The following is a 13539-nucleotide window of genomic DNA, read 5'->3' as shown; positions in this document are numbered from 1 at the left end:
AAGCGTTTTACTCATTGAGCCAAGTTCCGATGTGCCCCATCGTACTTAAGGCCGAATTCAGGATATTGATGGCCGCATTGTGGTCGCGGTCTAGAATACATCCACATCGACAAATATGGGTTCGAGTGGATAATGACTTTTTGACTGTGGTGCCACAATTTGAGCATTTTTGGGTCCTGTATGCAGGATTAACCGCAACCGTTACTTTGCCAAACTTTGGCCCAAAATACTCTAACCATTCTTGATGCAGTCGCTCATGGGGGACACCCCTAAGACCGCGCTGCATCGCTTTTCTGAATTGATACCAACCTGCATCATTAATACACTTGGCGAGACAGTGGTTTTTCACCAAGTTCTTAATCCTCAAGTCTTCATAGGCTACCACATCGTTAGATCGGATGACGCAACGTGCCAGTCTCTTGGCATATTCTTCACGTTGCCTACTTATTTTGAGGTGTACTCGTCCCAGTTTATTAATAGCTTTCTGGCGGTTGGTACTGCCTTTCTGCTTACGAGAAACGCGACGCTGATAGAACTTCATTCGCTTCTCGCTTTTTCTGTAGAATCTTGGGTTAGGCTCTCTATTGTCTTCTGAATCGGTGTAGAACTCTTTGAGTCCAACATCTAAACCGACGTTATGCAATGTCTGTTCACTCTCAACTTTGATATCTACACTAATACAAAACTGACAATAATAGCCATCAGCTCGTCTGACCAGTCGCACCCGCTTAATCTTCTCAACTGGATAGAATGCTAAATCCCACGTCCCCATCAGTTTAAGCTTGCCAATCCCTTTTCTGTCGGTGAACTCTATGTGTTTAGGGTCTTGCAACTTCCAACCGGATGTTTTGTATTCGACAGAGCGAGTATTTTTCTTGAACTGTGGATATCCTTTCTTTCCTGGGATGTTTCTGTTGGAGTTCTCAAAGAATTGAGCAATGGCTGACCAGCACCTTTTTACAGATGCCTGACAAGCATGGGAGTTTAAATCTTTGACGAAGGGATACATTGCACGCAATTCGGTATTGTACCGATATAGCTCTTTCCTGCCCGCTCCTGGATTATCCATCCAGAACCTCAAGCATGAATTTCTGACAAATTGCCCCGTCCGGATTGCCTCATCAATACCTTGGTATTGATTCAGTTTTCCTTTGACTTTAAACTCGTAGACTATCATAATATATGAGGCTAGTTTTGGGAGGGGTATATTGATATTTTAACACATTCAGCTAGATTTCTCCAACGCCGGTTGAGGTTCACCGTCCTTCTAGGACAGGGCTTGAGACCAGCTTTTTTTGGTCAATGAAATAGCTCTGAAGTTTTGGGCAAATGTACTAAACTGGACTTTTAACTCGATCTAGGTTTCACTAAGTAGACAATTATGTTAGAACGTTTTCGAGCTTGTTACCCCACAGGTTGCTTAATCTCTGAGTTAATTACTATCCATAATGGTAAGTATGTGGTTCGTGTCCTAGTGCAGGTCAATGGTCAAACTTTGGCCAGTGGGTTAGGGGCGGCTGATACTGTGGAGTTGGCAGAAGACCAAGCTAGAAAGCGATCGCTTGCTATTCTTCCACTTGATAAATCTATTTCTACACCTCAAACTTCTGTTCAATTTTATCCTACTCAATCTGTTAGTCCTCCTCCATCTGTCAGTCCTCCAACACCACAGACTAATACTTATATAAACACTTCTTTAGAAAAAGAAATAGAGGAAGTACCACCAGCAATATCGAATTTAGATACTAATGAAATTCCTGATAGTTCAACTGTTTTGTCTTTAGATGTTAATGAGGTTCCTGATAGTTCAACTATTTCGTCTGAGTTGGAAGAATCAGATATTTATACCCCGGTGGAAAAAGAGGAATTACCAATAGTAGAGTCTAGTATTAACTATGATGATATTCCTGATTCTACTCAAAATTCGAGTGGCTTTGATAATAGTTGGTTAAATACTAAATATGGTACGGAACAGGAGGAGGAAAAGATTGATGAGGCGACAGAAACATTAATAAGTTCTGGAAATGATAATGATATAGATAGTGAAATAACTACATCAGAATCTATAGATTCATCAGTAGAAATAGCTCAATCAATTGATAATAATGATGAAAATTCTTCACTAAGTTCATCATACGATGTATCTAATGAAAATGTTAATATAGACATTTTGATTGATAGTTTAGGCTGGACGAAAGAACAGGAGCGAGATTTTCTCGAACAAAATTATCATCAAGAAAAACGCCAATTCTTAACACCAGAAGAATTATTTAATTTCCATCAATATTTAGATATTTTGCTTAAGGTTACAAAGGAAAGTAAAAGCCAAGGATGGAAGCTTAAACAACAAAAAGATTATTTAGAATATAGTCATAATAAAGAATCTTTGGAACAGTTAAGTGTAGATGAGTTACAAAGCTTTTTGGAGTATTTAGAAGTTTTTGGTAAAACTACCAATGAAATTAAACGTTTAGGTTGGAATTCAACAAAAGGAAAAACTTATCTCAAAAAAAACTATGGAGAGGAAGGGCGTACACGTCTTTCCTTTGAAAAATTGCAAGATTTCTTACAACATTTAGAAAAGTTAGATATGCCTTGAAGAAGAAAGAAGGAAGAAGGAAGAAGGAAAAAATGGATGGGGACTCAAACCCCAACCAGTTGTAAAAATCCTGTAGACGGCGGGGTATTCAACCCAAAAGAAAAAGACAAAAATTTAGTGGGAATCAAGAAAAAATTGGTTAATAATTAGAGGGGTTACGGTTATAAACTTGGTCAATTAAGCCGTACTCCATTGCTTCTGTAGCTGACATAAAAAAGTCTCTTTCTGTATCTTCTGCAATTTTTTCTATGGGTTGACCTGTGTGGTCTGCTAAACAGTCATTCAGGTATTTTTTGAGGTATAAAATCTCCCTAGCTTGAATTTCAATGTCTGTGGCCTGACCTTGTGCTCCACCTAATGGTTGGTGAATCATAATTCGAGCGTGGGGTAGACTCATTCTTTTGCCTTTTGTTCCTCCACTGAGAAGAAATGCTCCCATACTGGCGGCTATTCCCATACAAATAGTACAGACATCGGGGCGAACGTGTCTCATGGTGTCATAAATACCCATCCCTGCACTGACCGATCCACCAGGGGAGTTGATATAGAGATAAATATCTTTTTCTGGGTCTTCTGAATCTAAATATAATAATTGGCCGACAATTAGATTGGCCAGATCGGAATCTATGGCTTCTCCTAGATATATTATGCGATCGCGTAGAAGTCTAGAATAAATATCGAAGGCTCTTTCGCCACGGCCAGATTGTTCAATAACGGTTGGAATCATATTTTTTAAGTCAAAAGTTAAGTGTCAAAATTTTTGACATTTGTATATCTTAGCGATTCTGGTTGAAGTTTAGCAAATTTATTAGGAAGTCAGGTAGGGTTTATTAGTATTTAGGCAGAATTTAACCAGACAATTGCAAAGATAAAATAGTGGATATTTTTTTTACTTTTCATTCTTATTTTGACAATATTTATAGATATTTTTTTGTTTGAAATTATTTTTTTTACATTAATATATTAAGGGCAATTATGGTTAAGTTTTAGCTAATTTATTGGGGATTAAGGTAAAGTTTATGGTAGTTATGCATAGTGATGGTATATGTAGCAATATAGTTAAGTTAAGGATTTTTTTGGCAGTTATTTAATCTCAAAAGTTACTCTAATGGTTCCATAGCTTATGAATTTTTATCTTATCTGTTTGCGCAGCATTCCGTAGGAAACTGTATTGGTATATGTAGATGAAAAATGGCGCTTCATAGGAGCATCTTGCTTCTACTGTTCTTCCCCTTGAGCAAAATAATTACAATGCACGACTACCAAGTTTATTAGTATTTAGGCAGCAGATTATAATACAATGACAAAGCTAAAATAGTGCATCAATGCTAGAAATACAACTAAATTAATTAGTATTCCATAGACAGTCAGGATATAAGTTGATAGTTTGAGTTATTTTTTCTGTGATTAAATTTATGGTTTTAACCCATTCCTCATAATTGGAAACTTTATAGACTTTCATGCTATTAAGTCCGGTAGCATCAGTATTGTAAAGTAAGGGTAAGGAATAAGGAAGATGGAAGATGGAAGAAGACTTAAAAGGCTGAAAAAAACTTAAATTTCCTGTAGATGTTCACCCTGGGGTTTACACAAACGATAATGTGCGGACATGATATGAAATGTTGTCAAGCTTAAGACTTTTTAGTTCTACTTGAAAAAACTCTTTAAGGTAGAAGTTGGGAAAGATTTACTTTGCGAGTTTCCTCAATTTATACTTGTTCTTAAATAGCTATATTTTTTCAGGTATATCGGTGAATTTAAAATGTTTTTACATCCAAATGATAGGAACTTTCAGAGGTAGTGTAATTTCAGTTATCGGTATCACTACCTCCTGCAATAAGGAGGCTTGACATCAGGAATATTATCGTTTTTTTTATCCCTTTAAAAAGGGGAGGCTTTAGACCACAATTTTTCGGTAAAGACTCGGATTATCTAATTGTTTAACTATCTCAATGCCTCGCTCTTCAGTAATTATATTTGTACCGCTTTTATATTACTAGATCGACTAGGTTAAAAATTTGGTGTAACTTATGAATATATCAACCTATTTACTGACTGTGATAAATTCACTTAGGTCTGAATCTATGATGTTTTTAATTTCCAGAAAATTCTCCTCTCTAGTTTCTATAAACAAGATGCCAAAGATAGGATATTCTTTGTAATCTATCTTTCTTAAATCTATGAGTTTTTCAAAATTTGCTAGCAATTTATCATAATTAAATGATGTAATATCACTGACATTTTTATCACTCGAATTATCTAACTCAATTATACTAAATAATTTTTCCTCTTTTTCTTGAATAACTTTGCACCAATCTGGTTTTTTTTTGATAGTAAAAATATAAGTAGGGGTTAAAACCATAAGCTAAGAAAGATAAATCTGCGGTAGTACACCAACCACCAAATCGAATTGGATTTACTTCAATAGGTAATAAAATACCATTACTATTTCTTCTCAGCTCAATATGTACTGGAAAGTTTTTTATTTTAGCTAAATTACCAATTTTTTCGAGAAAATTTGTCAATTCCTCAAGGTTACTTTCAATAATTTATTTGGATAAATAATAAACTCTTTGACTGACACTATTATCTGAAGAAAATATATGCTGAAAAATTCCTAGGATAACTGGTTTGCCAATGGAATTATAATAAGCATCTACAGCAAATTATTCACCATCAATATACTCTTCAATGATAAATGAATTAGTATTTAATACACATTCAGGATATAAGTTTCTAGTTGGAGCTATTTCCTCTGTGATTAAATCGATGGTTTTCACCCATTCTGAGTAATACCAATTTGAAAAAAGAATGTTACGGATAATAGGGGCAATTAAAATACTTTATAGGAGATGTCTCTTGGACTAAAAAGATAAATTCAGACCTAAAAACTTCTATTAAAGGCATTCATTCTGACTCCTCACTCCTGAGGACTGACTTCTATAGCGCTGTGCGCAGGCAACAGGCAACAGGCAACAGCTCATCTGGGGGAATAAATTGCTGATAATATAAGACTTTTAGCTATTTGGCCTTTCCTGCAATTTGTAAATATACTAGCGCTCATTGCTATAAGAAATATCCTAGCTATTTGTAGCAAACATTTATAAAATTGGTATAACTGGAAACTTTATAAACTCCCATGCTAAAAAAGCCAGTTATTGGTTTGAGTATAAATGGTAGTGGAATTTGATCAAATTCAATTCTTTTGAGGTCTTTTGTAGGTATCTCTCTGAAGTAGAAGTTGGGAAAGATTGATTTTGTTAGTTTCCGGAATTTATACTTATTCTTAAATAGCTCTATTTTTTCAGGAATCTCACTGAAATGTAAATGTTTTGATATCCAATAATAGGAATTTTCAGAGGTAGTGTAAATAGTTTGATTATCTAATTGTTTAACTATCTCATGTGAAAAATTTATCATTTTCTTTGTGGGTTTAATACCCCACCGTCAACGGGGGTGTTCAAAATTACTTGGGGTTAGAATCCCCATGTAATTTTCCTCCTGTCTCCTGTCTCCTGTCTCCTGTCTCCTTCTTCAATCTACTACCGATATTTGTAGCTTTTTGTGAGAAAAAAAAGGTACACATTTAGTGTTAACCTTTCAACTATCAGCTTCATTACCGAAAAATTGTGGTCTAAAGTCTCCCCTTTTAAGCTATCCCTGATCAGGAACTCCTGAAAACCTTGTGGGGAGCAGGGGAGCAGGGAGCAGGGGAGAAGGGAGAAAGAATCATAGTAGATAGGAAAAACTACTTAAGTTATCAAAAAAAATGTACTTTTTCATACACTTTTTCTCTCACAAAAACCTTTGAAAGACTTGTACATAATTTGTCTATAATGTCTACGTTTTATGTGAAGAAAGATGTTTATAAAGCATTGCCTTTTAAGGGGATAAAAAAAGAGAATATTCCTGATATCAAGCCTCCTTATTCCAGAGGTACTGTTAACGCAGTACCTCCGGAGGAGGCTAACTGATAACTGAAATGACCCTATCAAATCATTTTGAAAGTTTATCCTAACTCTAAGCTAGTCACACCAAAAATATTTGTCCAATCAATATTTGGTTCTCGACCGGAATACATTCTGACACATTCAAAAACAGATTGCATTTGATAATTTTCAACTAAATTAATAGCTTGTTGATTAATATTAGGAACATCAATATAAACATTTTGATTATCCGAATAACTACACAAAGCTAAAAATAACTTTTCTGCTATTTCTTGGTTTTCGGCAAATATAGGACCTATCTTAAATCCTTCTTTGGCTTTTCTAATAACACCATAACCAACTAAATTTCCATCATTAATTATTCCATAACCTTTACCATTTGATTGATTAATCCATGCTTTGAGAAAATTAGGACGGTCGGCAGGAAAATAAAGGCGATCATAACTACAAAGTTTCTCAAAATTAATAGTCTTTAAGTCTTTGACATCTTGAGATATTTCACCAGGAATTATTCCCTGATAACGCAGATGACTATGAGAAGTTTTAAAGCCAGATTTACGGTAAGTATTAACTTGTTCCAAAACACCATCTAAAGCAGCAGATTGATGATTAATTAACTTGAAAGCTTCCTGCCAAGTTTTTAAGCCAAATCCTTTTTTTCTCCATTCAGGTTTGACAATATAAATACCAATAAAATTAAAGTTTTGACTATATCTAACTACAGAAATACAACTTATTGGTTCCCCGTTTAATTCTCCAATTAAAAAACCTTGAGGGTCAGCCACATAAAAATTATTAACATCATCAATTCCAGGATTCCATCCTTCATTATCTGCCCAACTTATAGCTAATTTTAAGTCAGCTAGAGTCATTGGACGAACTATAAAATTATCTTGGTTAATACTCATTTTCAAATTTACCTAAAATATCTCAATTTAAACTTTTTTAAATAAGCTACAGTTAGAGCATTCAATCATATTGAATACCTGACTAATACCATTTATCAAAAACTTTTATACTCTATTTGAATCCTAAATTTTTGGAGACGGAATGCTGCATTTAGTTAAACCTTAAGAAACCAACCTCGACGATACATAAATTCAGAAATTCCCCACCAAAATAATACATTCACAATAGCAAAAATCAAAGAACCATTAAATGAACCAGCCCAAGATTGAAAAAATTGTTCATATATCCATGTCTTAATAGTAGGAGAACTTTCAACCATACTAATTTTGTTATAAATCATTAGTCTAGCCAAAAATCCAGAGGCTACAAATATAAAAATGGCATTTAATCCCATCACCTCAAATGGCCGTCCCCATTTTTGCCAACCTTGGACTTCGATCGCTTCATAACAAGCGGCCAGTAAAATTAAAGCCCATCCGCAGGTAAATATTACATAAGAACTTGTCCATAAAGCTTTATTGATGGGAAAAAATAGTCCCCAGATATACCCCACTACTAAACAGCTAAGACCGAAAATGACCAGATTTAAGCTAGTGCGACTTTTGATTGGTTGATGGTTGAGCCATTCCCCTGCAAAGTAACCAATCAAAACGGTTACTATAGCAGCTAAAGTGCTAAATAGACCTTCTGGGTCGTATGGTTTTCCGGCCCACAAATGTTGTTGGGTAAGAATAAGGCGATCGATATAAGCAGCAAGATTTCCTTCTGGGGAAAGGTCGCCAGCGCCATAACCGGGAACGGATATTAATTGCATGGCTATCCAATATCCAATTAGTAATATAGCGGCAAGTCCATAAAGTTGTTTTCTCGAAAGGTTAAGGATGGCGATCGCTGCAAGGAGGTAGGCTAAACTAATACGTTGCAATACTCCCATAATTCTAATATTAGCTAAGTCGTAATTAGGAAAGCCGTTTAGTAGTAAACCTAAGAGGAAAAGTATGAGGCATCGCTGCAAAATTCGCCGATAAATTTGTGTAGTTGTTTGGTTTTTATCGGTGTATTTTGACAGAGAAAAAGTCATTGCTACACCTACGATAAATAAGAAGAAGGGAAATACTAAATCTGTGGGTGTACAGCCATGCCATTTTGCGTGAAGTAAGGGTGAATAAACATAATTCCAACTACCAGGATTATTAACAATAATCATACTGGCAATTGTAATGCCACGAAATACATCTAGAGATTTTAGGCGCATTTTTTATTTCGGTTTTTATAGTAGGAAATTATACTACCTTGTTTTGATTATTCTTGGCAATACCAACTATTTTATTATTTATATTCAGTAAGTATTATATTTTTTATTGAGATAATTTTCAGTTTTCATATTGCTAGATAAATAGGTTGATTTATCCTTCAAGGAAAGGTATACTTTAGTAAGTAATAAAAAAATATTTAAGTCAATAACTTAGACCTTAATAATTATTCTTTTTTGAGAAGGTAAATTTAACTATGGCTAGCAATAAAACTGGCATTGAATGGACGGACAGGACTTGGAATCCTGCCACAGGTTGTGATAAGGTTAGTCCTGGTTGCACTCATTGTTATGCAGAAACAATTACAAAACGTTTTACTAATAATTTTCCTGAAGGGTTTGCTTTGAAACTTCATCCTGAGCGTTTGAAACAACCTTTAAGTTGGCGTACTCCTAGCCGGATTTTTGTTAATTCAATGAGCGATATTTTCCACGAAGATGTGCCTATTTCTTTCATAAAACAAGTCTTTGAAATAATTAGCAAAACACCCAGGCACATTTATCAAATTTTGACGAAAAGACATGAACGTTTAGTTGATGTAGCACCTCAATTAGAATGGCATGAAAATATTTGGATGGGTGTGTCAGTGGAAAGTCAAAATTATGTTCATCGTGTAGATTATTTACGACAAGTACCTGCTAATGTAAAATTCCTTTCTTGTGAACCACTTTTAGGTGATTTAGAACTTAATTTAACAGGTATTGATTGGGTAATTGTAGGTGGTGAATCTGGCAATAAATATCGTCCGATGAAAGAGGAATGGGTAAAAAATATTTATGAACAATGTCAGGCTGCTAATGTAGCTTTTTTCTTTAAACAATGGGGAGGTAGAACTCCTAAAGCTTCAGGCAGAATTTTAGATGGAAAAGTTTGGGATGAAATGCCGGAACTGTGGAATAAGCATCAAAAAAAATGGAGAATATACAAGGTAGAATCTAAGCGTAAATCCAGAAAATAAAAGATTAATGTTTCGATGGGAATATAACTTTTACTTTATCTCCAAATGTATTTTTTTTACGCTTAGATGGTTCTGCAATAATCTGACTTTTAGTTTCTAATTTTATTAGAGCATCTTTGTAATTTTTTTTGATATATCGTTTGCCTACATGATGTTGATTATAGATATCTATCATTGTAATTGTCTGACCCGAAAATTCATTTAAAAGCATATTTTCCAACTCATCAAGTGGTCGGGATAGTTCAAAAAGTAAAGGTTGATATTTTGTTGCAGGATTATACTCAAAAATTGGTACACCTTGTTCAGAAGATGAACTTTCCTTAGCCATAATTTCTTTCATAATTGAGTATCCTCGAATATGCTTTGATATGAAAATAAGATGATGGCTAGTTCTAGTTCCTTCAACATTTTTAAAGCAAAAAGGTAAGACATATCCGCTACCAATATTTTTCAGTTCTTGAGATATATTTTCAATGATATTTAATTCTCTTTCGTATGGCTGCATTTCTTTAAGTTCTTTTTTAAGCTGATTAAATCTCTGTTCACTAAACAAGGCTTTCATGTGTTTTTCTACTGCCTGATTTCCTAATCCCATATTTATTCTGTTGTAATTAAAGAAGAATATACAATCACAACCCCAATCTTTAATTACTGAACCTATTAGTTCACGAGATATACCTTTATAACCCCACGGATCGATAAAAAATAGTGTAGGTACTAAACTAATTTGTTGAAATGCTTGAACAACTTCTTCTCCTACTTCCGTATTGAAAATTCGTGGTTGATATTTTAATGTTTCTATATTTTCGAGAGAGTTTATTGCTTGCTGAAGTGAATCTGTATTATCAGAGTTTTTATCGTTAAAAATAGTAATTAATCTCTCTCGCATATCTTCATCAGCAATAGCACGTTCTAAAATTAGTAATGGTGTAGATTTAGAACCATCTTGATAACGACCAGGCCCAGAAAATAGATCGATATATGCAATATCTTTGCCCCATTTTTTAGCTTGTGGTATTATGACTTTTGCCCAAGCCCAAAAATATTTAGCTACAATTTCAGCTTTAACTAAAGATGTTTCTCTAGATTCATCAAAAAAAAAGAATTATTTGTCATATTCCTACACTTTAAAATATCTAGTAATTATCGCTCTATTTTAATACTTATTTAGATATTGTTCTTATTGGTAAAATTAAGTTTTTGTTAAACCCAGACAATATTTCCACTCGAATATTCTTGAACAATAAATTCCTTTGTTTGATATAGCAATCCTGAATAGGTTGTAACATTTTATCGTAGCGGTTTGCTCTCCAAATCCGATTTTCCCTTGGATTTGGAGACCATTTTTTTGCACAAATCATTTAGGATTTCTATAGCTGATAGCTGACGACTAAATGCTTTCTAGATTTGTTTGTTTAGCCACAACTTAAATCACCTTATTGAGGTACCTCTTTGTCATATAAATCAAACTCCTGTGGTGTTCCATTTAATTCAGAGATAAATTTTTCATATAACCCTTGGTTACCATTTTCTACATCCCATATTTCATCCACCCAGGTGAGTAAAAAAGCTTCGGTTTCATTAATTTCACCATCATCTTTTGTAAAAGAACCTTTACGCAATCTTTCTCTCACTCCATCGCTATTAGAGAGAAGATGCTCTAAAATATCTTTAGATACAAAATCCAACTTATTTTCCACATGTGGGTAAGCTTCAAGAACTTCTTTGATTAGGAGGTCGAATACTTCTTTGTGAGTAATTTTTGCCATGATCAGGACTGTTTTTAATTAGTTTTGTTTAAGATAAGTTTTTTTGGGGGGCTTTCCCTATCTCTTTGTCTTTTTTTAATATTCAACAGATTAGGTAATTTTGCTTTACTCTTATTGTTAATGTTATTTAAAATATCAAATCATGGGATATTTAGATCATATTTATAGCTTAATGCTGAGATGAAGATATAATTATTAATTGTAGTAGTATATAGAAAATATTTTCTCAGTTTTTACAGGGTAAGTATTCAGCTATTAGCATTCAGCATTCAGCTTTTCCTGTAAGGTTAGCTGACACCTTTTTTTTATAAGTTTTAATTCTGCTTGGATAGTAATTCCTCCTTCCAAGATAACGAGTTAATAACTCATAGTTGACGGCTGTTTGCGCAGCATTCCTCAGGAAATGCTTACTTGACAGGAACGTATTTTTCTTCCTTTAAAATATGAACAAGCTCAAAATATTCTTATTAATCGTAATAATATCAGCTTTGATTAATCTGCCGCTGGTAGTAAAAGTTCAGGGTTTTACTACAGTAGATAACCCAGAGTTAGTAGGACTTTCTGCAGTCAAACTCAATGCTTTAACAGAAGATATTCAAAACTTTGTAGACACTGGAAAAATTGCTGGTGCAGTAGGTTTAATTGTCAAAGATGGCAAGATAGCTTATCGTCAAACTTTTGGGTTTAGCAATCTGGAAAAAAAAATTCCAATGGTAGAAAATAATATTTTTCGGATGGCTTCTCAAACTAAAATTGTCACTGGTTTTGCTACTTATTTATTGGCTGAAGATGGGTCTATAAAATTAACTGATCCGGTTTCTAAATATATTCCCTCTTTCGCTAATATGGAAGTTCTAGTACGAGGTAATTCGGGAAGTGGAAATGATTATACTACCACCCCTGCAAAAAATCAGATTACCATTGAGCAATTACTCAATCATACTTCGGGAATATCCTATAATTTCCAGAATCAACCAATTTTATTTCCCTTATTACAAGCTGCTAATATTTCTGATGGTCTTTCAACCACTTCAGGAACTATTGGCGAAATGGTAAATCGTTTAAGCAAAGTTCCTCTAGCTTTTGAACCAGGTACAGATTATCTTTATGGTCTTAACTCAGATGTTTTGGGTTATCTAATAGAAGTTGTTTCCCAAAAACCTTTTGATCAGTTTTTGGCAGAGCGAATTTTTACTCCTTTAGAAATGGATGATACTGGGTTTTTTGTGACTAAAAATAAATTAAATCGTTTGGCAGTTACTTATACTCCAAATGCCAATGGAAATTTAGAGTCTATAGGTGAGAAAACTAGAGAATTAAAACCTGGTTTATTTATTGATGAAGCTTATCCTTATCTTACAGGAGATACTTATTTTTCAGGAGGTGCTGGTTTAGTTTCTACTCCTAATGACTTTGCTCGTTTTTTGCAAATGCTACTTAATGGGGGAAATTTAAAGAGTAAAGATGGGCAGCAAATGGTAAAAATAGCTAATCAAGAAACCATTGAAACATTTCTCTCTATTCGTCCTGCAGATCGATTTAAAGATCGTCCTATAAGTGTGGGTTATAAATATACTAATGGGTTTGAAGTTAAGGATAACCCTGAACTTTCTACTACACTTAGTTCTGTCGGTAGTTTTAGAGGGGGAGGTTTATTTGGGACTAATTATTTTGCCGATCCAGAAAAAGAAATGATTGGTATTATTATGAGTCAAGTCTATCCTTCTATTTGGGAATTAGCTGATACTTTTGAAACTCGTGCTTATCAAGCTGAGGTAATTAAGGAAAAAATGAACAAATAACTGGCATTTGATATTTATGGGATGATAAATAATTGGTAATTCCTAATACCGGAATATTTACTAGAAGATTTACTACAGATATTCTCCCTTTTATGGGGAAGTGTTGATTTGATTATCACTAGTTGAAGAAGGAGACAGGAGACAGGAGACAGGAGACAGGAGGAAAATTACATGGGGATTCTCACCCCAAGTAATTTTGAACACCGTGTAGACGGTGGGGTATTAAACCCACAAAGAAA

Annotated in this window: 11 protein-coding genes and 1 pseudogene; 4 read left to right on the top strand and 8 right to left on the bottom strand. The window is 34.2% G+C overall.

What is annotated here, in order from left to right; translation table 11 throughout:
* Window positions 1-7 precede the first annotated feature (7 nt).
* The gene (locus D5R40_RS24425) at window positions 8-1177 is read right to left on the bottom strand and encodes an RNA-guided endonuclease InsQ/TnpB family protein (RefSeq protein WP_124155344.1); all 1170 of its coding nucleotides are present in this window, start codon (window positions 1175-1177) and stop codon (window positions 8-10) included.
* 204 nt (window positions 1178-1381) lie between these two features.
* On the opposite strand from D5R40_RS24425, the gene D5R40_RS40025 reads away from it, so the two are divergent.
* Window positions 1382-2599: a slr1353 family protein gene (locus D5R40_RS40025; protein ID WP_124147315.1), complete on the top strand. Its 1218-nt coding sequence runs from the start codon at window positions 1382-1384 to the stop codon at window positions 2597-2599.
* Between the two features lie 139 nt (window positions 2600-2738).
* Here the strand turns inward: D5R40_RS40025 and clpP are convergent, their stop codons facing one another.
* The 5 genes and pseudogenes from clpP to D5R40_RS24400 all read right to left on the bottom strand — a co-directional run bounded on the left by clpP (window position 2739) and on the right by D5R40_RS24400 (window position 8713).
* Entirely contained in the window at window positions 2739-3326 is a 588-nt protein-coding gene (gene clpP, locus D5R40_RS24415; protein WP_124147314.1) for an ATP-dependent Clp endopeptidase proteolytic subunit ClpP, read from the bottom strand.
* A gap of 1317 nt (window positions 3327-4643) precedes the next feature.
* Window positions 4644-4961: a hypothetical protein gene (locus D5R40_RS38055; RefSeq protein ID WP_205127540.1), complete on the bottom strand. Its 318-nt coding sequence runs from the start codon at window positions 4959-4961 to the stop codon at window positions 4644-4646.
* Window positions 4873-5379: pseudogene (locus tag D5R40_RS40020) on the bottom strand (ATP-grasp domain-containing protein). Before D5R40_RS40020 ends, D5R40_RS38055 begins: the two are co-directional and overlap by 89 nt.
* Before the next feature lie 1229 nt (window positions 5380-6608).
* A complete protein-coding gene (locus tag D5R40_RS24405; RefSeq protein WP_192901213.1) occupies window positions 6609-7457 on the bottom strand; it encodes a GNAT family N-acetyltransferase in 849 nt (282 codons plus the stop codon).
* A gap of 155 nt (window positions 7458-7612) precedes the next feature.
* Entirely contained in the window at window positions 7613-8713 is a 1101-nt protein-coding gene (locus D5R40_RS24400) for an acyltransferase family protein (RefSeq protein WP_124155343.1), read from the bottom strand.
* A gap of 254 nt (window positions 8714-8967) precedes the next feature.
* On the opposite strand from D5R40_RS24400, the gene D5R40_RS24395 reads away from it, so the two are divergent.
* Window positions 8968-9729, top strand: coding sequence for a DUF5131 family protein (locus D5R40_RS24395; RefSeq protein ID WP_124147311.1), 762 nt, complete (start codon window positions 8968-8970; stop codon window positions 9727-9729).
* Window positions 9730-9733: 4 nt separating this feature from the next.
* Here the strand turns inward: D5R40_RS24395 and D5R40_RS24390 are convergent, their stop codons facing one another.
* Entirely contained in the window at window positions 9734-10747 is a 1014-nt protein-coding gene (locus tag D5R40_RS24390; protein ID WP_240039177.1) for a three-Cys-motif partner protein TcmP, read from the bottom strand.
* Between D5R40_RS24390 and D5R40_RS35975 the strand changes: the two genes are divergently transcribed.
* Complete coding sequence (locus D5R40_RS35975; RefSeq protein ID WP_205127688.1) at window positions 10722-10889, top strand: hypothetical protein; 168 nt, start codon at window positions 10722-10724, stop codon at window positions 10887-10889. The genes D5R40_RS24390 and D5R40_RS35975 overlap by 26 nt on opposite strands.
* Window positions 10890-11165: 276 nt before the next feature.
* Here the strand turns inward: D5R40_RS35975 and D5R40_RS24385 are convergent, their stop codons facing one another.
* Window positions 11166-11498, bottom strand: coding sequence for a hypothetical protein (locus D5R40_RS24385; RefSeq protein WP_124147309.1), 333 nt, complete (start codon window positions 11496-11498; stop codon window positions 11166-11168).
* Between the two features lie 443 nt (window positions 11499-11941).
* Here D5R40_RS24385 and D5R40_RS24380 point away from each other — a divergent pair, with 443 nt between their 5' ends.
* On the top strand, window positions 11942-13300 hold the full coding sequence (locus D5R40_RS24380; protein WP_124147308.1) for a serine hydrolase domain-containing protein: 1359 nt from the start codon (window positions 11942-11944) through the stop codon (window positions 13298-13300).
* Window positions 13301-13539 lie beyond the last annotated feature (239 nt).

Source organism: Okeania hirsuta (assembly GCF_003838195.1).
GTDB lineage: Bacteria > Cyanobacteriota > Cyanobacteriia > Cyanobacteriales > Microcoleaceae > Okeania > Okeania hirsuta.
Note: the sequence above shows the minus strand (reverse complement) of the source record. Positions and strands in the feature narration are given on the sequence as shown.